The 20032-nt window shown below is 47.6% G+C and carries 22 protein-coding genes; 19 read left to right on the forward strand and 3 right to left on the reverse strand.

All coding sequences use genetic code 11. The features are described from left to right. The first annotated feature begins 110 nt into the window (after positions 1-110). Both spo0A and FO446_RS12280 read left to right on the forward strand, forming a co-directional pair. Entirely contained in the window at positions 111-899 is a 789-nt protein-coding gene (gene spo0A, locus FO446_RS12275; protein WP_007720793.1) for a sporulation transcription factor Spo0A, read from the forward strand. A gap of 313 nt (positions 900-1212) precedes the next feature. Continuing rightward, positions 1213-1656, forward strand: a complete 444-nt coding sequence (locus FO446_RS12280) for a hypothetical protein (protein WP_237900750.1) — start codon at positions 1213-1215, stop codon at positions 1654-1656. A gap of 257 nt (positions 1657-1913) precedes the next feature. On the opposite strand, the gene FO446_RS12285 is transcribed toward FO446_RS12280, so the two are convergent. Continuing rightward, entirely contained in the window at positions 1914-2351 is a 438-nt protein-coding gene (locus tag FO446_RS12285) for a hypothetical protein (RefSeq protein ID WP_237900752.1), read from the reverse strand. Between the two features lie 95 nt (positions 2352-2446). On the opposite strand from FO446_RS12285, the gene FO446_RS12290 reads away from it, so the two are divergent. Genes FO446_RS12290 through FO446_RS12300 form a run of 3 tightly spaced genes read left to right on the forward strand, consistent with a single transcriptional unit; the run spans position 2447 to position 4353 of the window. Further along, the gene (locus FO446_RS12290; RefSeq protein WP_237900754.1) at positions 2447-2866 is read left to right on the forward strand and encodes a hypothetical protein; all 420 of its coding nucleotides are present in this window, start codon (positions 2447-2449) and stop codon (positions 2864-2866) included. Between the two features lie 58 nt (positions 2867-2924). Further along, on the forward strand, positions 2925-3503 hold the full coding sequence (locus tag FO446_RS12295; RefSeq protein WP_173609838.1) for a beta-class carbonic anhydrase: 579 nt from the start codon (positions 2925-2927) through the stop codon (positions 3501-3503). Then, positions 3478-4353, forward strand: coding sequence for a metallophosphoesterase (locus tag FO446_RS12300; protein WP_237900755.1), 876 nt, complete (start codon positions 3478-3480; stop codon positions 4351-4353). Before FO446_RS12295 ends, FO446_RS12300 begins: the two co-directional genes overlap by 26 nt. Before the next feature lie 6 nt (positions 4354-4359). Here FO446_RS12300 and FO446_RS12305 read toward each other — a convergent pair whose 3' ends face one another. Continuing rightward, entirely contained in the window at positions 4360-5226 is an 867-nt protein-coding gene (locus FO446_RS12305; RefSeq protein ID WP_173609591.1) for a LysR family transcriptional regulator, read from the reverse strand. 100 nt (positions 5227-5326) lie between these two features. On the opposite strand from FO446_RS12305, the gene FO446_RS12310 reads away from it, so the two are divergent. The 8 genes from FO446_RS12310 (at position 5327) to FO446_RS12345 (ending at position 11034) form a co-directional block, all read left to right on the forward strand. Next, complete coding sequence (locus FO446_RS12310; protein ID WP_221867139.1) at positions 5327-6103, forward strand: class I SAM-dependent methyltransferase; 777 nt, start codon at positions 5327-5329, stop codon at positions 6101-6103. 16 nt (positions 6104-6119) lie between these two features. Beyond that, the gene (locus tag FO446_RS12315) at positions 6120-6503 is read left to right on the forward strand and encodes a VOC family protein (protein WP_173609589.1); all 384 of its coding nucleotides are present in this window, start codon (positions 6120-6122) and stop codon (positions 6501-6503) included. Continuing rightward, positions 6500-7303 carry a class I SAM-dependent methyltransferase gene (locus FO446_RS12320; protein ID WP_173609588.1) on the forward strand — a complete coding sequence of 268 codons (804 nt, stop codon included), beginning with the start codon at positions 6500-6502 and terminating at the stop codon, positions 7301-7303. The genes FO446_RS12315 and FO446_RS12320 overlap by 4 nt, the downstream gene beginning before the upstream one ends. Positions 7304-7418: 115 nt before the next feature. Next, positions 7419-7595, forward strand: coding sequence for a DUF2759 family protein (locus FO446_RS12325; protein WP_173609587.1), 177 nt, complete (start codon positions 7419-7421; stop codon positions 7593-7595). 110 nt (positions 7596-7705) lie between these two features. Beyond that, positions 7706-8872, forward strand: a complete 1167-nt coding sequence (steA, locus tag FO446_RS12330; protein WP_173609586.1) for a putative cytokinetic ring protein SteA — start codon at positions 7706-7708, stop codon at positions 8870-8872. 26 nt (positions 8873-8898) lie between these two features. Next, on the forward strand, positions 8899-9453 hold the full coding sequence (locus FO446_RS12335) for a copper transporter (protein WP_173609585.1): 555 nt from the start codon (positions 8899-8901) through the stop codon (positions 9451-9453). Then, on the forward strand, positions 9440-10132 hold the full coding sequence (locus tag FO446_RS12340) for a glycosyltransferase family 2 protein (RefSeq protein ID WP_232773166.1): 693 nt from the start codon (positions 9440-9442) through the stop codon (positions 10130-10132). The genes FO446_RS12335 and FO446_RS12340 overlap by 14 nt, the downstream gene beginning before the upstream one ends. After that, positions 10114-11034 carry a UDP-N-acetylmuramyl pentapeptide phosphotransferase gene (locus FO446_RS12345; protein ID WP_237900758.1) on the forward strand — a complete coding sequence of 307 codons (921 nt, stop codon included), beginning with the start codon at positions 10114-10116 and terminating at the stop codon, positions 11032-11034. The genes FO446_RS12340 and FO446_RS12345 overlap by 19 nt, the downstream gene beginning before the upstream one ends. On the opposite strand, the gene FO446_RS12350 is transcribed toward FO446_RS12345, so the two are convergent. Then, positions 11031-11291: a DUF2627 domain-containing protein gene (locus FO446_RS12350; RefSeq protein WP_007720834.1), complete on the reverse strand. Its 261-nt coding sequence runs from the start codon at positions 11289-11291 to the stop codon at positions 11031-11033. The genes FO446_RS12345 and FO446_RS12350 overlap by 4 nt on opposite strands. Before the next feature lie 215 nt (positions 11292-11506). Between FO446_RS12350 and FO446_RS12355 the strand changes: the two genes are divergently transcribed. The 6 genes from FO446_RS12355 to FO446_RS12380 all read left to right on the forward strand — a co-directional run bounded on the left by FO446_RS12355 (position 11507) and on the right by FO446_RS12380 (position 19827). Further along, positions 11507-13576, forward strand: coding sequence for a sigma 54-interacting transcriptional regulator (locus FO446_RS12355; protein ID WP_173609582.1), 2070 nt, complete (start codon positions 11507-11509; stop codon positions 13574-13576). A 233-nt stretch (positions 13577-13809) separates the two neighbouring features. Beyond that, entirely contained in the window at positions 13810-14901 is a 1092-nt protein-coding gene (locus tag FO446_RS12360) for a Glu/Leu/Phe/Val dehydrogenase dimerization domain-containing protein (protein ID WP_047068882.1), read from the forward strand. Positions 14902-15039: 138 nt separating this feature from the next. Further along, positions 15040-16461 (forward strand): dihydrolipoyl dehydrogenase, encoded by a 1422-nt coding sequence (gene lpdA, locus FO446_RS12365; RefSeq protein WP_237900760.1) that lies wholly within the window; start codon positions 15040-15042, stop codon positions 16459-16461. An 18-nt stretch (positions 16462-16479) separates the two neighbouring features. Next, positions 16480-17472: a thiamine pyrophosphate-dependent dehydrogenase E1 component subunit alpha gene (locus FO446_RS12370; RefSeq protein WP_173609580.1), complete on the forward strand. Its 993-nt coding sequence runs from the start codon at positions 16480-16482 to the stop codon at positions 17470-17472. 13 nt (positions 17473-17485) lie between these two features. Then, entirely contained in the window at positions 17486-18469 is a 984-nt protein-coding gene (locus FO446_RS12375; RefSeq protein WP_173609579.1) for an alpha-ketoacid dehydrogenase subunit beta, read from the forward strand. Positions 18470-18489: 20 nt separating this feature from the next. Next, positions 18490-19827, forward strand: coding sequence for a dihydrolipoamide acetyltransferase family protein (locus tag FO446_RS12380; RefSeq protein ID WP_255688409.1), 1338 nt, complete (start codon positions 18490-18492; stop codon positions 19825-19827). The last annotated feature ends 205 nt before the right edge of the window (positions 19828-20032 follow it).

Here is a 20032-nt window from a genome sequence, read left to right on the forward strand (position 1 = left end):
GAATAATTTTTGTAGAGAAAAAGATGGTATGGACTAAACCTTTTAGATTTGTTAACTTCTAAAACGCCACCTTCTTTCCAAAAGACCGTCCATTGTTAGGAGGAACGACCTTGAGCAAGATTGAAGTGTTGTTGGCAGATGATAACCGAGAATTTGTGAATCTGTTGGAAGAGTACATCAGTAGCCAGTATGACATGAATGTTGTGGGTGTTGCTTACAACGGCAATGAGGTAGTTCGACTGCTGCAGGAACGTGTACCCGATGTATTAATTTTGGATATCATTATGCCACATCTGGATGGCTTGGCTGTTTTGGAGCAAATTCAGGCCATGCGCTTAAGTCCTCAACCTAAAATTATCATGTTGACTGCTTTCGGGCAGGAAGAAATTACGAAGAAAGCAGTAGAGCTGGGAGCAGCATACTACATTTTGAAACCGTTTGATATGGAGGTGCTGGCTCAGCGCATCCGTCAAATCATTACAACCAAGCCTGCCTCTTCTTTTGTTTCTTCTGTGAAACCGCAAGCTACCTTGCAAATCCGCGGTCGCAATTTGGACGCGAGCATCACCAGCATTATTCATGAGATTGGAGTTCCAGCGCACATCAAAGGCTATTTGTATTTGCGGGAAGCGATTACAATGGTATACAACGATGTCGAGCTGCTCGGCTCGATTACCAAAGTCCTGTACCCGGACATTGCAAAGAAATTCAATACAACGGCTAGTCGTGTAGAACGTGCCATCCGTCATGCGATTGAAGTAGCATGGTCCCGTGGTAATCTGGACTCGATCTCCAGCTTGTTTGGTTATACGATTTCCAACACCAAGGCGAAGCCGACCAACAGTGAGTTTATTGCCATGGTGGCAGATAAGCTGCGGATTGAGGCGAAGATTAGCTAGGATGTAGAGAATCGTTTACACGATCCTTAAAAAGACATTAGCATTTGCTTGCTAGTGTCTTTTTGTATGGGTAGGACGTAGTAAAAGCGAGGTGCAAAATGGAAAATCCTAAAGTGCAGTGTCCAAAATGTGGGTGTAATGAGATTGGAAAAGGGAGGCAAGCTGGGGATGCGGGAGTGTTTCCCTTCGGCAAGTTTGTTCCGCTTAGTTCCGCGATCATTCATAGAATCTGTACAAATTGTGGCTATGTGATCGAAAGTTATGTTGAAAACCCATCAAAGTTTAAAGGTTAATACTTCGGAGATTAAATGAAATGAGCAAACTACTATCCTATAAAGAAATTAGAATTAGCTCTTCTACATCACCAATTGCGTATAAGCAGGCTGGTTATCGTCAAAGGTTTCTAACCATTGAGGGAAAAGAGATCGCCAATACAGGAATAGATTGTGAAACCTGTCTTTTTTATGCCGACGTTTCAGGAATGGATATGAAAAGCCCAACAAAAATATCGAACAAATTAAATCAAGGGATAAATACACTAGACGAAGATTTCATGTCAGATTTATCCTGTCTCATTCCCAATGGTCATTACATTGCAACTTTGTTGAAGGTGTATCCTAGAATGAAAAGAGAGGCATATGGGACTGAGTACTACAAGGCTGGGCTAAGGAATATTAGCAGTATGAGGATTTTAAAAAACACCGACAGCGTTAAGTCTTTCTTTCCTAGATATAAAATATCCGTTGAATCACTTTGATGAGATATGGATTTATAGTCATTTTTTATTGGATGGTCATCACAAAATGTTTGCCGCAGATAAAGCCCAAAAAGCAATTACCTTATTATCCTTTTTATCGATAGATGAGTCATTCGCAAATAAGGAACAATTAAAAAGGCTTTTCCAAGTTTTAACCTGATGAATTGGCTGTTGTGTCGGTACAAGAAATAAGCCAAGGTATTTTAACCCTGGCTTTGATCATCAATATACCATTTTACTAAAGAGAATTACAGAGGTCACTTAGCTGTTTCTTTAGCTGGTGTAGTAGGTGGTTGTTCGGGGCTTGCTGGGGGAGCGTTTTTATATTCAAAGACCATTTCGGAAATACTACTCAATCCGGTTTGTTCCATGCCTTTACTCGTCAAGGCAATTCTGCCAAATGCAGTAACAGTGGAAGGAATCCTTCCATCTGGTTTGATAATGGTCACAGAAACGGAGTTAACTTCTTCTTTCTTGTCTTTCGCTAAGGTCCGAGTATTTTCCACTAAAGCGCGCAATTCCTTTTCATCATTTGATTCTGTCGCTAAAGCAACCATCCACATTCCGGTGCTTTCGTCAAATCGGTCAATGGCCAATACATATGCAGGTAGCGGCACTTCTGGTGTGCTTGCAGTTTCACTACAGGCTGGAAGGATTAGTGCTAGTGCAAGTATTAAGGCTAGTCTAAATTTCAATCTGCAACTCTCCTAATTATTTTTTGGTTATTTTACCAAAGTTGGGGTACTTTTACTATAACTAAAAATGTACTCTTCCCGGAGGAACTGAATCCATGTGCCTAGAATTATTCGTCATGATAAGAGAAACACCAGGAATTGACCCTAATCCGATAGTCTCTCCTTATGTTTTGACAGGCAAGCTATCACATGAAAAAAGTCCTCATTTCTTCAAGCGTTTTCCGAAAAAACAGGCATGGTGGATGACAACCGAAGAGGGTTGCGCTTGCAGATTTAGCATTTCCAAGCATCCTGATAAAGTAAAATTCGGGATGTATCCAGAAGAGGAGGGACCTCGTCATTATCAAAGATACCTAGAGGACTATCAAAAAAGCATGAACAGAATGATGCATCTTCGTGCTTGGTGCGAGGAACTGCTTGATCACGACAAGACGCAGGCATTACATCCTGACAAAATGAACCATTTGATAAGAAACTGCCAGAGTCCCTTGCGAGATTTTGATCCTCCTATGTAAAATAGAAAAGCATACAATACAAATACATACTACTAAGAGCGAGGTAGGTGCTGTGAAAGTGCGCAATTTGGATGAAATTCTCGCATTTAACCGCGAATTTGTGGCCAACCAAGAATATGAAAAGTACCAAACCACCAAGTTTCCTGATAAACGATTGGTCGTGCTGTCTTGTATGGATACCCGTTTGGTTGAACTTCTACCGAAAGCCATGAACATGCGCAATGGGGATATCAAGCACGTAAAAAGCGCCGGGGCAATCGTGTCCCACCCTTTTGGGAGTATCATGCGTAGTATTCTAATTGCGATCTACGAATTGAATGCTGAAGAAGTGATGGTCGTCGGGCATTATGACTGCGGGATGAGTGCGATCGATAGCAAACGCACAATGGAGAAGATGCTGGAGCGAGGAGTCACGGCTCAAACGTTTTCCACGCTCCAACATGCGGGGATTAACTTACATAAATGGCTGCACGGGTTCGATCGTGTAGAGGAAAGTGTGAAAAATAGCGTAGAAACGATTAAAAATCACCCGCTCCTCCCACCGAATGTGGAGGTACATGGCTTACTCATTGACCCGGTGACGGGGAGATTGGACGTTGTTGTGAATGGGTATGAGCGAACGAAGGACAGTGAATGATCCTAACCTTGCTCCCATTTCGAGGAAAACATTTCTCCACAGAGTCACGAAATGGGTAGGGGGATTGATTGGTCTCGGAATAGCGACTGGCGTGTACGGTCATGTATGGGAACGTAAAGCACTTGATATCGTGCGATTGTCCATTACGATACCGGGATTGCCAGAAAACTTTAAGGGAACAAAGCTCATTCATTTCAGCGATGTCCACCTCGGTCATTATTTTGAAGCGAAAGAGTTGGAGTCGGTTATTGCTGTGATCCAGGGCGAAAAACCGGATTTGATTTGCTTCACAGGGGATATCGTTGATGAAGTGACACGACCTCTATTCGCCGCCGTTCCCCTTTTCAATCAGCTCCTAGCCCCATTAGGTAAATTCGCCGTTTTGGGCAACCACGATTATCGAGCTGGTGAACAGCAAAAAGTCCGGGATGGATTGGTCGCATCAGGATTCGAAGTGTTGGATAATCGGCATGTTGTCGTACACCAAGATGGCCAGCAGTTATACATGGCGGGAGTGGATGACCTTTTCTATGGCGTACCAGATCTTTCAAAAGCGTTAGAAAATATCCCGCCAGAGGGCAGCGTTATATTGTTGGCGCATGAGCCTGATTTTGCTGATATGGCGTCACAATATCCCGTGCATCTTCAACTGTCTGGCCACAGTCATGGAGGACAGGTACGCTTGCCCTTCATTGGTCATCTATTGGCGCCGCAATACGGGCGTAAATATGTACAAGGAATGTATCAGGTAGGTGGCATGGCTGTGTACACCAACAGAGGATTGGGTACGACGATCTTGCCTGTTCGTTTGTTTTGCCGCCCGGAGCTTACGGTACTAACCCTACAGTGAATTTTGTTAATAATGTTCCTTGATCCATTGGACGAATTGCTGGAAAGCATCGTCCTCTTTTTTTGGATGAAGGTAGGCGATAAGGGTTGGGCGAACTAATTCGCCGTTTGCGATATCGTAGGCAACCAATCTTCCGGTCGCAAGCTCTTGTTGTATGGTTCTTTCCGGAAGGATGGTGATCCCTAGCTGCCGTTCGACCATTTTTTTAACAGCATTGAAGCTGTCCAATTCCATAATAATATTCGGAAAAACTCCCTTCTGTGCCAGATAGCGGTCAATCCGTTGGCGATAAGGAGCGGTGTGATTCCCGAACACAATCATTTCCTCGGTACGCCATGCTTGAAAACCTGGAAACCCACTTGCCCAAGGGTGGCTCGGGGCCATGACGAGCAGGAGTCGATCACTGGGAAGAAATTCTTGATGGATGTGCGGGTGATACATTTCACTCCCGAGAAAGGCAATATCGGCTGTGCCGGTTAGCAGAGCGCTGAGGGACTCCTCGTACAACGTAGAGCGGACGTAGCAGGTAAAGCCCGGATGAGCAATCCGGTACTCACCAATCAGTCTCGGCAGCTCATAGGCGACAAAAGCTTTTCCTGCGACGATGTTCATCGATTGGCGCTGTTCTTTCTCTTGGATAAAGGAGCGCATTTGCTCCACGATATTTGTAGCCACCGGTAGTAACCGACGTCCTTCGCCTGTTAGACTCACTCCTGAAGCAGTGCGAACAAAAAGCGCACTCCCAACCTGGCGCTCTAGCTGCTTCAATCGGTGTGTAAGTGTTGATTGCGCCAAAAATAACGCCTGTGCAGCACGATTAATCGATCCATGACGAGCAATCGTCAAAAAAACCTCAAGACTTTCTCGATCCACTTTTAGTTGCCTCCTATTCAAATTCTCGATAACTAGTTATCTGTATTCTATAACAAGGATGACAAACATTGGAATATGATGTAGGCAGGAGGTGTTCCTGATGAAGAATGAGGAGATCAAACAGGCTGTACAAGCGCAATTTGGAAAAAATGCTGAGCAATACGTGCAAAGCAAGACGCATGCAAAAGGCAGCGACCTGGAACTGATGGTGGAGTGGATGCAGCCAAGAGAGAACTGGCGGGCACTGGATATCGCCACGGGAGGTGGGCACGTAGCGAGAACATTGGCTCCACATGTGAGCTTGGTCGTCGCCACGGATTTGACTCGTCCGATGCTCATGGCGGCATCTGCGGCCAATGAAACAGCACTTGTCCATAATGTGATGTATGTTCAGGCTGACGCAGAATCTCTCCCGTTTCTCGATGGATCATTTGAGATCGTCACATGCCGAATTGCAGCTCATCATTTTCCCGATCCGGCGGCTTTTGTTCGTGAGGTGAGTCGCGTGCTTTCCCCTGGTGGGTTGTTTCTCTTCATCGACAATGTCTCTCCTGAGGAATCGTCACTCTCGGCATTCATAAATGAAATAGAGAAAACACGCGATCCCAGTCATGTTCGCTGTCTTTCCGTAAGTGAATGGCGAGGTTTGTTTGAAGCGAACGGCATGACTTTGCAAAAGCAGCAGGGACGCAAAAAAAGATTTGAATTTTTAGCATGGGTCCAACGTACCTCCGAATCATCCGAGCAGGAAGCGATCGTGGAAAAACTGCTGCTGAACGCTACAGATGAACAAAAAGAATATCTAGGGCTTACCACAAAGGATGGTAGAGTCATGACCCATCAGATTGACGAATGGATGGTTCTTTGCCAAAAATGAGGAGGAAATGAAGACGATGACAACAACAACGCATAAATGGATTGGGCTTGATCATGTGCAATTAGCAGCACCAGCAGGAACAGAGGACGTAGCGCGCAAGTTTTTCGGTGAGCTCTTGGGAATGCCGGAGGTTCCAAAGCCAGCGAAGCTTCTTGTTCGAGGGGGTGTATGGTTTCAATGTGGTGCCCAAATGATTCATATTGGCGTAGAAGAAGGATTCATTCCCGCGAAAAAAGCGCATCCGGCGTTTCTCGTGCAAAACATTGGTTCACTGATGGAGCACCTGCAAGCAAATGGGGTATCGTTTCGGATTGATGAAGAAATCCCGCACCTTATCCGCTTTTTCACAGAGGACCCATTTGGGAACCGATTGGAGTTCATGGAGGCGAAACAGGAATGACAATTGATTTTCACGCGGAGAAAAACCAGTTGAGCTATACAGGGAGAACCGCCGACAATTCGTGGAGTCAGGCGATCCAGTCGCTCGTCAATCCCGTGGGAAAAAACGTCGTGGACATCGGTTGTGGTGGTGGAATTTATACCAAGGCTTGGTCTGGGTTAGGAGCTGCTTCTGTCACGGGGGTTGATTTTTCCCAGGTGATGGTTGAAGCGGCGAGAGAGCAATGCGCTGACGATCCGAAGATTTCGTTTGCACAGGGGGATGCACGGGCAACCGGCTTGCCGAGTCAATGTGCGGATATTGTATTCGCTCGCGCCTTGATCCATCATTTCCCGGAGCAAGACTTGCAGAAATTTTTTAAAGAAGTCATTAGGCTATTGGCACCGGGGGGAATTTGCTTAATCCAAGACCGGACGATGGATGATGTCAAAATGCCGGCCTCGCCGACTCATTTTCGCGGTTATTTCTTTACGCGATACCCGCGCTTGCTAGCGATAGAGCAGACACGAAGACCGGATGATACAACGGTGCAGGACACCATGAAGCTCGCGGGGCTTGAGCAGGTGAACAAGACAACGCTATGGGAGACAAGACGAGAATACAATAGCTGGTCTGATTTGGAGGCTGACTTGCTTTCAAGAAAAGGCCGATCCATTCTGTATGAATTAACTGATGGCGAACTGAAAGACCTCGTTCATACCATCCATGGTCACGTAGCCGGGCAAGAAAAATGGATCGAGCAGGATTGCTGGAGTATCTGGATAGGCAGCGCAACTTGTGGCACAATAAAAGGAAAATAATTGTGAAACTTTTTGTTCACAAATTTGGATATGCTTGTCTCATAATACCCGAAGCTATATAATGGAATTGCCATTGTATTCCTGTTGCGTCATCATGGTGAAGGAGTTGTCGTTAATGAAAATCGTTTTATTTGACATCCTGATGTTTATCTTCACATTCTTTATCGCTTGGGGCTGTTTGAATTCCATCAGAGCGAAAAACACATTTGCAATCTTATTTGGCTTTGTATCTTTGGTGGTTTTCCTGTTCGCAGACGGTTTGATCATTTACTACCTGGCCAAAGGTGCGTAGGTGAAACTGAAAACGCTTCGCTTAAAAGAGGCTGTGCATTTCGTGCACAGTCTCTTTTTTTTTGCATGTGAGAAGGAAATATTTAGCATACTAAAGGCGGAGGTGGAAAAGTGGGCAAACGAAAAGGTTCTGCAGCACATTCATACACGGCTGTTGTAGCGGCTGATCTGAAGACGAAGCAGTTGTGCAAACGTCTCCACTCCCATCATATCGCCATCATTGATCATCCGGACGTTGATGAGATAGCAGCACAGTCCTTGCTGGAAAGAGGGGTAAAAGTCGTCCTCAACCTATCGGCATTCATGACGGGGCAATACCCGGCTGAAGGGGCTCGCCAACTTTTAACAAACGGGATCACACTCTATGAGGTACTGGATGTAGATGTGTCGGATTCATTCATGGAGTGGATCGAGGGCAAGTATGCAACAATCCGTGAAGAAAATCTGTACATCCTTTTGGAAGAAAAGTGGGTCCATGTATGCAGGCTGCAGCAGGTGACGGTTCCCTCCATTTTAAAACGATGGCATGAAGCGCACGATAAGTTGGATGACACACTCTCTTCGTTTATCGACAATACACTTTTGTACGCCAGCAAGGAAAAAGACCTATTTTTAAAACCGCTTTGCCATGTGCAATTACATACAAAAATGGAGCAGCGACATGTCGTTGTCGTCGTTCGCGGGAAACATTACAGAGAGGACTTGCTGACGCTATCTTCCTACATTCGGGAATATCGACCTGTTTTGATCGGGGTCGATGGTGGTGCAGATGCCCTCATGGAAGCAGGATATCGTCCAGATCTGATTGTGGGAGATATGGACAGCATCTCGGACAGAGCGCTCCAATGCGGAGCGGAGATTGTCGTACATGCTTTTGTGAATGGGACAGCACCTGGAACGACTCGCGTAAAAGCTCTCGGTTTGCCTTATCATGTCTTGCCAGCGCCTGGTACGAGCGAAGATGTGGCGATGCTGTTAGCGTACGAAAAGGAGGCTGAACTGATCGTCACGATCGGTGCTCATACCAATATGATTGATTTTCTGGAAAAAGGCCGTAAAGGTATGGCGAGCACGTTATTGGTCCGCACGAAGATCGGGACAAAGCTAATTGATGCCAAAGGAGTCAGTCATCTCTATAGGCCGAGCGAGTCATGGAAGCTGTGGGGTTGGTGCCTAGTCGCTATGCTTCTCCCTGTTTCAGCCGCGCTCGTTATTAATCCAATCGCCCGCAGTGCTGTACAGATGATTTGGACCCAATGGCGGACTTGGACTTTATGAACAACGCACTTTTCATGGAGGTATACATGATACCTTTCCGCTATCATTTGATTTCACTGGCTGCCATATTTGTCGCACTTGGGGTAGGGATCTTGTTAGGAGGGACGGCAGGCCATACATGGATAACACAAGGAACTAAAGGCATCCTTTCCAATATGGAAGCAAAGTACGACCGTGCTCTCAAAAGCAACCATGAGTTAAGGCAGCAAATGAATCGTTTGCTCAAGGAAGTTGCGCGCAGCAACCAAGAAGTTGTCCAGCTCATGAGCATACGCTATGTGGACGAACTTGCAGGAAGCAAGGTGTATGTTTGGCAGGAGGATGGCAACGTTTCTGAACAGCTTACGCAACTGATGCATTCAGTAGGCATGGATGTGGTTTCTTATCGCGAGGGAAACAGTTGGGAAGATGGGGTGCTTTTGGTGGTAGCAAGGCAAGCCCCGCTTTGGCTACGGGAAAAACAGATGAATTCCTGGATACAGGTCGTAGAAGTGCCCGACTCTCCTGCAAAACAATGGGCACTTTTAGAACAAGTGCAAAAGAGATTGACTGAGAGGAAGGGCTCGCGTGAAAAAAGTTAGTGTCGTCATCCCGGCGTTCAACGAACAGGCTTCCATTGGTGATACTCTCCGTGCCATCCGTGAACGCTTTTTTTGTGATGAACTGATCGTCGTTGATGATGGCAGTAAAGATGAGACGGCACACATCGCAAGCAAGTGGGCGGATAGGGTCATTCGAGTGCCGCGCAATCAAGGGAAAGGTGCAGCTGTTCAATTGGGCTGGCAGTACGCCAGTGGGGATGTGGTCATGCTTCTGGACGGTGATTTGCGAGACAGCGCAGCAGAAGCTGCACAGTTGCTTACACCGGTGCTACAAGATGTCTGTGATATGGCGGTAGCTGTTCTGCCACCTCCGAAAGTGAAAGCAGGTCTCGGATTAGCAAAAGGCTTGGCCCATCATGGCATTCGGATGTTGACAGGCTTTGAAACAAAAGCCCCTTTATCGGGACAACGCGCAATACGTCGCGAGCTTCTTGAGCAATTAGGGAGCCAGGATAGAGGATTTGGCATAGAGGTGGGGCTCACTGTCGATGCTTTGCGAGCAGGGTATCGTGTAGCAGAGGTCCCTGTCTTTTTTTCGCATCGTGAAACGAAAAACGATTGGGCAGGCTTCTGTCATCGGGGGAAAGAGTTTGTCGCGATTAGCCGAACGCTATGCTGGAAATGGTGGGAGGGGCAAGAGTGGAAACGAAAATCATGATAATGATACTCGTCGCGGTCGTTTTTCCACTGGTGCTTGACCGTCCCCTGTATAAAGTCGGCACACAAAAGCTCAAAGCGCTTGGAATGAATCGATTCAATTACGATGGAGAGCCGGTATTGACAGCAGGGGGGCTCATCCTCGTAGGTTCGAGCGTTATAACTGGGATAGTTCTAATCGGATTACTTTGGCTCAGAAGGGTCGATCGCGAGCTTTTCCTGCACGGTATTTTATTTCTAACAGGTTTGATTACGATGGCCTTTTGGGGCTGGCGTGATGATTGTGCATCAGATCGGCATGTAAAAGGCTTTCGTGGACATTTCGGTGTGTTATGGCGAGAAAGGCGAATAACCAGCGGCATGTGGAAGTTAATTGGGGGGACAAGCACGGCCTTTTGTCTCACCCTGGCTCTTTCAAACACAATTTGGGCAGAGTTTGTGGCCTTTGGTTTGCTTGCGCTCACACCCAATATCATTAACTTGTTTGATCTGCGGCCAGGACGAGCGATTAAAGTATTTTGGTGCCTGATAGCACTCGCTGTAGCTTTTGGCCTACTGACAATAGGAGCCAGTGCGGAAATGGTCAACTGGATTTTGTTGATTCCTATCTTCCTTGCGAGCATCCTCCTATTTCCCCACGACGTAGGCGGCAAAATCATGCTCGGAGATACAGGCTCGAATGCCTTAGGTTTTGCAGCAGGCTTTTTCTTTGTCATCGGGACACCGATTTATGTGCAGGCGAGTATGCTCGTGCTTTTCTTGTGTGTTCAGATTGCGGCAGAATTTTGCTCGTTTTCCCGCGTTATTGAACAGATTGGTTGGCTTCGTCGACTCGACCAATGGGGGAGAGTTACAGAAGCTGAAAATAAAGAAAACCAGACTGGCTCGTCCGGTTTGGTCTAGTCCTCGTCATCAGGTTCAGGAACCATGAAACGGGGCTGTACGCGATTTTTTTTGCGTTCGTGATGAAGAATAAATCCGGCAATAAACCATACAGGGATGGCGAAAGCCAGTATACCTAGAATGAGTTTTCCCCATAAAAATCCAACGTCTGGAGAGGCAGAATAGAAGAATGCGTCACGGATTAATTTGATTCCGTACATGGCGATTGCCGCCGGAATTACCATAATTAAGAGTGCAATGATTTTCTGAAAAACCAAGGGTTTTCACCCCTTTCTCGAATGCGTAAAGGACTACAATAATTACGGGACGGTCTTTTCATCATATCGGATGCGTTCAGCCTTGTCCACCGTACCTGTTGCACACGAACGAGCGCACGTTAGGGAAGAACGCCTGTCCATCAACGATTTGTTGGAGTACAATGGTTACGAGTAAGATCGTAAAGAGGTTGTTCAAAAAGTGAGGGGTCTCTCGCATGCACAAGCTGCTCATCGTTGGTGCGGGACGTGGTGGAACAGCACTCCTGCGGATGCTAAATCAGATGGACCGATTACAAGTTGTTGCTGTCGTCGATCAAAGGCCGGACGCCCCAGGCATACTGCTTGCCCAATCATTGGGGATTCCCGTCGATCAGGATTATCGGCCTTATTTGGATGAGGATCTGGATGTCATTCTAGAAGCTACAGGGGACCTGGGGGAGTATGAGCACCTCAGGCAATTAAAAAAAGACAAGACAGTGCTCATCCCAGGAACGTTTACAAGAATCGTCATGAAATTGATTCGCGAACGCGATAAGCTGATTGCCGTTTTGATGCAAAATCAGCGAGAGCGGGAAACGATGTTGAATTCTACACATGACGCGATCATCGGGGTCAATCGCCAAGGAATTATTACATTGTTCAACAAAGCTGCAGAGCGATTGATGGGCATCGAGGCGAGTGAAGTGCTGGATACAAAAGTTTCAGAGCGTATACCGAACACTCGGTTACATATTGTATTAACGACAGGCTCTCCCGAATTGAATCAGGAGCAAGTCTTGCCGAATCAGACGCGCATTATTACAAACCGCGTGCCCGTTCGCAATGATCGAGGAGAAGTTGTCGGAGCTGTTGCCATTTTCCGTGATATTACAGAAATCATGGCGTTGGCAGAAGAAGTGACGAACTTGAAAGATTTGCAGAGCATGCTGCAAGCGATTATTCAATCATCGGACGAAGCAATATCAGTCGTTGACCAATACGGGAATGGGCTTTTGATCAACCCGGCCTACACAAGGCTTACGGGTTTTTCGCAAGAAGACATTATCGGGAAACCAGCGACGGTAGATATTTCCGAAGGCGACAGTATGCACATGCAAGTCCTGAAAACGAAGAAGGCAGTGAGAGGCGTCCCTATGAAACTGGGACCAAAGCGCAAGGACGTCGTGGTCAATGTTGCGCCGGTTGTGGTCGATGGGGAGCTGAAAGGCAGCGTAGGCGTCATTCACGATGTCTCCGAATTCAAGCGTCTGTCAGAAGAGCTGGAGAAAGCTCGTCGCATCATCCGCAATCTGGAGGCAAAATATAGCTTTGCAGACATCATCGGCTATAGCGAGTCCATGCAGCAGGCGATCGAGCAAGCCAAAAAAGCGGCGTCAACACCAGCAACTGTCCTTCTCCGCGGGGAATCGGGAACGGGGAAAGAACTGTTTGCCCACGCCATACATAATGCAAGTGAACGAAAATACAACCAATTCATCCGGGTTAATTGTGCAGCGATCTCAGAGAGCCTCTTGGAGAGTGAGCTTTTCGGGTATGAGGAAGGCGCGTTTACAGGTGCGCGTCGAGGAGGGAAGCGGGGGCTTTTTGAGGAAGCGAGCGGTGGAACCATCTTTTTGGACGAGATCGGCGAGCTGTCCATGAGCATGCAGGTCATGCTTTTGCGCGTCCTGCAGGAGCGAGAGGTTGTGCGTGTCGGTGGAACGAAGCCGATCAACATCGATGTTCGCGTCATTGCGGCTACCCATGTGAATCTGGAGGCAGCGATCGGAGCGGGACGTTTCCGTGAAGACCTGTACTATCGTCTCCACGTCGTACCGATTCATATCCCTCCACTCAGACAGCGCTTGGAAGATATTAAGCCGATTGCTATGCACCTGCTACGAAAAGCCAATCTGGAATACGGAAGAAATGTAGAAGAGCTGCATGAAGAAACATGGCAGATGCTTCTGTCCTACCACTGGCCAGGCAATGTACGCGAGCTAGAGAATGTACTGGGCAGAGCGATGATTCATATGCGGATCAACGAGCGAATCATTATGCCGGAGCATTTACCCCCATTGGAAAGAAGAATCGTTTCGACCAAAAAGGAAGAGGCCCAGCATGAGGGTTCCACTGGCACTACGTTAAAAGAAGCGGTGGAAAAGGCCGAACGTCAGCACATATTGCGGGAACTGGCGGCAGCCAAAGGCAATCGCACTCTTGCAGCCAAGCGCCTCGGAATCGCGATTCGCAGTTTGTACTACAAGATGGAAAAATTGGGCATCATGGATGTGCAGGAAGAGTAAGGAAATGGGTGTGCAAAATATTGCACGCAAATCTTTGCGCGTATATGCAAAAAAATGCAGACTTGACGCAGGGACAATCATCCCGCGTTCTCTAAAATAAAGCGCTTTCACAAGTTTGGTTTTATTGGCATGACTTTTGCATATACCTCTTGGCGGGAAATTCTCCAAATGGAGCCCACTGTTACGCCAGCTTACTTAAGCGGAAAACGAAAGATACTAGGGAGGTTTCTTCAGTGAACATCTTTGACTACATGCAAAAGTACGATTACGAGCAATTGGTATTTTGCCAAGACGAAAATTCCGGTTTGAAAGCAATCATTTGCATTCATGATACGACATTAGGACCAGCACTCGGCGGTACGCGCATGTGGCCGTATAAAACAGAAGAAGAGGCGATTGTGGACGTACTGCGTCTCGGTCGTGGGATGACTTACAAAAACGCAGCAGCAGGACTGAACATCGGTGGTGGTAAAGCAGTCATCATCGGTGATCCGCGCGAGCATAAGAGCGAAGAGCTGTTCCGTGCTTTCGGTCGCTATATTCAAGGGCTGAATGGCCGTTACATCACAGCTGAGGATGTAGGAACAACGGTAGCAGACATGGATATGATCCACTTGGAAACAGACTTTGTCACAGGTGTTTCTCCTGCATTCGGTTCCAGTGGCAATCCATCCCCTGTCACAGCTTACGGTGTCTACCGTGGAATGAAAGCTGCTGCAAAATTGGCGTTTGGTTCCGACTCTCTCTCCGGACGAGTGATTGCTGTACAAGGTGTAGGAAACGTAGCGTACAATCTGTGCCGCCATCTGCATGAAGAAGGCGCGCATTTGATCGTAACGGATATCAATCAAGAAAACGTAGATCGCGCAGTGAATGATTTCGGTGCGAAAGCTGTTGGTGTTAACGAGATCTTTGGCGTAGAGTGCGATATCTTTTCTCCTTGCGCATTGGGTGCGATCATCAACGATGACACCATTCCACTCTTCAAAGCAAAAGTGATTGCAGGGGCAGCTAACAACCAGCTGAAAGAAGAGAGACACGGCGACCAAATTCACGAAATGGGTCTGATCTACGCGCCTGACTACGTGATCAATGCTGGTGGTGTAATCAACGTGGCAGATGAGCTGCAAGGCTACAACCGCGAGCGTGCACTGAAAAAAGTAGAAACAATCTATGACAGCATCCTGAAAATTTACGAAATCGCTGAACGTGATGGCATGGCTTCCTACAAAGCTGCTGACCGCATGGCGGAAGAGCGCATTGCAAGTGTTGCCAGATCACGTAATACTTTCCTGCAAAACGGCAAGACTGTTTACAAGCGCTAATCTCGTATCTTCTATTAAGTCCATACTCCTGTCCGCTCTTCTAAGGAGGGCGGTCAGGAATACATAAACGATTTTCTTTGAATATTCATATTCTCGTTAATACGCAGGTTAGCTTTCCGAATGAAAGGAGAGATCGTGGTGTCTCAAGAGTTTGATCTAGTCGTCCTCGGGGGAGGTACCGGCGGTTATGTAGCGGCAATCCGCGCTTCCCAATTGGGAATGAAGGTAGCAATCGTGGAAAAAGAAAAGCTCGGTGGTACTTGCTTACACCGTGGTTGCATCCCATCCAAAGCGCTATTGCGCAGTGCAGAAGTATTCTCCACCCTGAAGGAAGCTGACAAATACGGAGTCTCGGCAGGTGCTGTAGGCTATGACTTCACCAAAATACAAGAGCGAAAGCAAGGCATTATCGACCAACTTCACAAAGGGATTCAATACTTGATGAAAAAAGGCAGCATTACTGTCTTTGAAGGCTTTGGAAGAGTCATGGGGCCTTCCATTTTTTCTCCGCAGGCAGGTGCTGTACGCATTGAAAAGGAAAACGGGGACCAAGAAATGATCGTTCCACGATTCCTTTTGCTGGCAACAGGTTCCCGTCCACGCACACTCCCGGGTTTGGTCATCGACGGATCCTATGTGGTAACAAGCGATGAAGCATTGCAGTGGGAGCAATTGCCTGCTTCTGTTGTCATCGTGGGTGGAGGTGTCATCGGGATTGAGTGGGCTTCCATGCTCAATGATTTCGGTGTGGAAGTAACTGTTGTGGAGTACGCCGACCGTATTTTGCCGTTTGAGGATGAAGAAGTGAGCAAGGAATTGGCTCGCCTGTTGAAAAAGCGGAAAGTCAACATCGTGACGGGAGCAAAGGTACTGCCTGAATCGTTGGAAAAAGGGGAAGGCAAAGTCTCTATTCAAGCGGAAGTCAAGGATGGAGTCCAAACCTTTGAAGCCGAAAAGGTACTCGTATCAGTAGGACGCCAAGCGAACGTAGAAAACATCGGTTTGGAAGCAACAGAAATCAAAGTCGAGCGCGGCGTAGTCGTAGTTAATGAATACTTCCAGACAGCAGAGTCTCATATTTATGCGATTGGAGACGTTATTGGCGGTCTGCAATTGGCGCATGTTGCTTCGCATGAAGGAATACTCGCGGTAGAGCACATGGCTGGACAAAACCCGCACCCGATGGATTACACCAAGGTTCCGAAATGTACGTATAGCCGACCTGAAGTCGCAAATGTCGGACTCACTGAAAAAGAAGCAAAAGAACAAGGCTACGATGTGAAAATCGGCAAGTTCAGCTTTAAGCCACTAGGCAAAGCACTAATCCACGGTGAGAATGACGGCTTTGTGAAGTTGGTCGTTGATGCCAAGACCAATGATTTGTTAGGGGTTCACATGATCGGTACACATGTGACAGATATGATTTCCGAAGCGGGCCTGGCCCGTGTGCTGGATGCGACTCCGTGGGAGATCGGTCAGACGATTCACCCGCATCCATCCTTATCCGAAGCAATCATGGAGGCAGCTCAGGCTGTCGACGGAAAAGCGATACACAATTAGCAAGGAGGGAATGTAACGATGACAACCAAGCGACATGAGCAAGTGGGATTAACCGATGCACAAGTCCTTGACATGTATTATTACATGCTATTGGCCAGAAAAATTGACGAGCGCCAATGGCTGTTGAATCGTGCGGGCAAAGTACCGTTCGTGATTTCCTGCCAGGGTCAGGAAGCAGCTCAGGTGGGAGCCGCTTTTGCGATGGAAAAAGACAGAGATTTCTTGTGCCCGTACTATCGCGATCTTGGTTTGGTGCTGGTCTTTGGCCAAACAGCCCGTGATTGCATGCTGTCCGCTTTTGCGAAAGCAGAAGATCCGAATAGCGGAGGAAGACAGATGCCAGGTCACTTCGGTGGCAAGAAGTACAATATTTTGACTGGCTCAAGCCCTGTGACTACCCAAGTGCCACACGCAGTCGGTATGGCTTTGGCAGGTAGAATGAAGCAAAAAGATTTTGTTGTGTATGCATCGTTCGGTGAAGGATCCAGCAACCAGGGTGACTTCCACGAAGGTGCGAACTTTGCGGGTGTACACAAGCTCCCGGTTATCTTTTTCTGCGAAAACAATAAATACGCGATCTCTGTACCACTGAAAAAGCAGTTGGCTTGTGAAAGTGTAGCAGACCGTGCGATCGGTTACGGCTTTCCGGGAGTCAGTGTGGACGGAAACGATCCGATTGAAGTATATCGTGTCATGAAAGAAGCAGTTGAACGTGCTCGCAGTGGTCAAGGGCCGACGCTGATCGAAGCCGTTATGTACCGCCTTGTTCCGCACTCCAGTGACGATGACGATCGTGTGTATCGTACGAGAGAAGAAGTGGAAGAAGCGAAGAAGAAGGACCCATTGATTGTTTTCGCTACGTATTTAAGAGAGATCGGGCTCTTGGACGAACACAAGGAAGCAGATATGCTTGCTCGCGTACAGCTGGAAGTGGATGAAGCCACTGAATATGCAGAAAACGCGCCATATCCAACACCAGAATCGACAATGACGTACGTATACGGGGAATAAGGGGGGATCTTTTATGGCAGTCATTTCTTTTATTGATGCAATTACAATGGCGATGCGTGAAGAAATGCGTCGCGATTCCAATGTGTTCATTCTCGGAGAAGACGTTGGCGTTCGTGGTGGAGTTTTCCGTGCGACAAACGGATTGATTGAAGAGTTTGGCGAGGAACGCGTGATTGATACGCCACTGGCTGAATCCGCAATTGTCGGTGTAGGGATTGGTGCGGCAGCTTACGGTATGCGTCCAATCGCAGAGATTCAGTTTGCGGACTTCATCATGCCAGCTGTGAACCAAATTGTCAGTGAGGCGGCGAAAATGCGCTATCGTTCGAACAACGACTGGCATTGCCCGATCACGATTCGTGCTCCTTTCGGCGGAGGGGTTCACGGTGCATTGTACCACTCGCAATCTGTGGAAGCGATGTTCACCAACACTCCTGGCTTGAAAGTAGTAGCACCTTCGACACCTTATGATGCTAAAGGTCTTCTGAAAGCAGCTATCCGCGATGAAGATCCGGTGCTCTTTTTCGAGCACAAGCGTTGCTATCGCTTGATCAAGGGCGAAGTGCCTGAGGATGACTATGTACTGCCGATTGGCAAAGCGGACGTCAAGCGAGAGGGGACAGACATCACAGTCATCTCCTACGGTTTGACTCTCCACTTCGCACTGCAAGCTGCGGAAAAGCTCGCTCAAGAAGGCATCAGCGCGCATGTTCTCGATTTGCGCACACTGTATCCGTTGGACAAAGAAGCGATTGTTGAAGCGGCTTCGAAGACAGGCAAAGTATTGATCGTACACGAGGACAACAAAGAAGGCGGCGTTGGCGGTGAGGTAGCTGCCATTATAGCGGAGCATTGCTTGTTCGATTTGGATGCACCGATTAAACGTCTTTGTGGTCCGGATGTACCAGCGATGCCATACAGCCCGCCAATGGAAAAATATTTTATGCTGAACCCGGAAAAAGTATTGGAAGCAATGCGCGAGCTGGCCAACTTTTAAGGCGAGGAGGACCAAGGATCATGGCAACGAAAGTACTTATGCCCCAGCTCGGAGAGAGCGTGACCGAGGGCACCATCAGCAAATGGTTGGTCAATGTAGGCGACACGGTCAAGAAATACGATTCGCTGGCTGAAGTGACGACGGATAAAGTAAACGCAGAGGTTCCTTCTACCGTTTCAGGACGCGTTACTGAGATCGTCGTGCCAGAAGGTGAGACAGTCGCTGTCGGCACATTGATCCTATATATAGAAGAAAGTGGTGCGGAAGGTGGAACTGCAGCGCCTGCTAGCACGACGGAAACTACGGCTCCCCAAGCGCCTGTAACCGAGCAGCCAAAGGCAGCAACGCCGGCTGTATCCATTGAACAAGCACCAGTCGTCGATGGATCAAAACAACGTTATTCACCTGCTGTTGTCATGCTCTCCCAACAACATGGCATTGATTTGTCCCGCGTTGCAGGGACTGGAGCAGGCGGGCGCATTACCCGTAAAGATGTCCAAGCGATTATCGACGCGGGCGGTCAAAAGCCAGCTGAGACAGGAAAGGAAACGGTCGCGCAGGCACCCGTAGCAGCGGTCGAACAAACTACTGTCGTTTCAACACCCGCACCGGTAGCACCAGCTTCTACTCCTGCTGTTTCCGTAGATATTCCGGTTGCAAGCGGTGATCAAGTTGTACCTGTAACCTCCATTCGTCGTACGATTGCTAACCGGATGGTGCAGAGCAAGCATGAAGCTCCACATGCTTGGACGATGGTCGAAGTAGATGTGACAAATCTCGTTAACTTCCGCAATCAGGCAAAAGGCGAATTTGCGAAAAAAGAAGGGCTCAACCTCACGTTCCTGCCGTTCTTTATCAAAGCGGTTGTAGAAGCGTTGAAAGAGTACCCAATGATCAATTCCACATGGGCACATGACAAAATCATTGTGAAAAAGGACATCAACATCTCCATCGCAGTAGCTACGGAAGATGCTCTCTATGTTCCTGTCATCAAGCATGCTGACCAAAAATCAATTCTTGGCATTGCTAAGGCAGTCGATGATCTGGCAGCGCGGACCCGTGCAGGGAAATTGACGATGGATGATATGACAGGTGGGACCTTTACGGTTAACAATACAGGCTCCTTCGGCTCTGTTTTGTCCCAGCCGATTATCAATGCTCCGCAAGCTGCGATTCTTAGTGTCGAGTCCATTGTGAAACGCCCTGTCGTCATTAACGATATGATCGCAGTGCGTTCTATGGTCAATCTGTGCATGTCCTTGGATCATCGCGTGCTGGACGGTCTGATATGCGGGCGATTCCTGCAAAGTGTGAAACAAAAGCTTGAAAATGTAGGACCGGATACCAAGTTGTACTAGGGTGTCGAAAAACCAGGTCAAGTAAAGACCTGGTTTTTTTGATAAAAGAATCGCCAAAAAAATTTTTCCAAATGGATCATTACGTATGTAACTTTTTCCGAGACATCTTCGTCATAACAGTTGGAGCCAGTAAGTCTCATAAATGACATAGAAATCATTCCCACCTGATAGCATTTGTGGTAGACTGGTAGCGTCCTGCTAGAGG

The sequence above is a fragment of the Brevibacillus brevis genome (genome assembly GCF_022026395.1).
GTDB lineage: Bacteria > Bacillota > Bacilli > Brevibacillales > Brevibacillaceae > Brevibacillus.

Coding starts and splice junctions, on each gene's coding strand:
- FO446_RS12375 (WP_173609579.1), top strand. CDS start 17,486: ATGGCAGTCATTTCTTTTATTGATGCAATTACAATGGCGATGCGTGAA.
- FO446_RS12380 (WP_255688409.1), top strand. CDS start 18,490: ATGGCAACGAAAGTACTTATGCCCCAGCTCGGAGAGAGCGTGACCGAG.
- FO446_RS12355 (WP_173609582.1), top strand. CDS start 11,507: ATGCACAAGCTGCTCATCGTTGGTGCGGGACGTGGTGGAACAGCACTC.
- FO446_RS12370 (WP_173609580.1), top strand. CDS start 16,480: ATGACAACCAAGCGACATGAGCAAGTGGGATTAACCGATGCACAAGTC.
- FO446_RS12325 (WP_173609587.1), top strand. CDS start 7,419: ATGAAAATCGTTTTATTTGACATCCTGATGTTTATCTTCACATTCTTT.
- FO446_RS12310 (WP_221867139.1), top strand. CDS start 5,327: ATGAAGAATGAGGAGATCAAACAGGCTGTACAAGCGCAATTTGGAAAA.
- FO446_RS12320 (WP_173609588.1), top strand. CDS start 6,500: ATGACAATTGATTTTCACGCGGAGAAAAACCAGTTGAGCTATACAGGG.
- FO446_RS12280 (WP_237900750.1), top strand. CDS start 1,213: ATGAGCAAACTACTATCCTATAAAGAAATTAGAATTAGCTCTTCTACA.
- FO446_RS12315 (WP_173609589.1), top strand. CDS start 6,120: ATGACAACAACAACGCATAAATGGATTGGGCTTGATCATGTGCAATTA.
- FO446_RS12335 (WP_173609585.1), top strand. CDS start 8,899: ATGATACCTTTCCGCTATCATTTGATTTCACTGGCTGCCATATTTGTC.
- FO446_RS12290 (WP_237900754.1), top strand. CDS start 2,447: ATGTGCCTAGAATTATTCGTCATGATAAGAGAAACACCAGGAATTGAC.
- FO446_RS12300 (WP_237900755.1), top strand. CDS start 3,478: ATGAGCGAACGAAGGACAGTGAATGATCCTAACCTTGCTCCCATTTCG.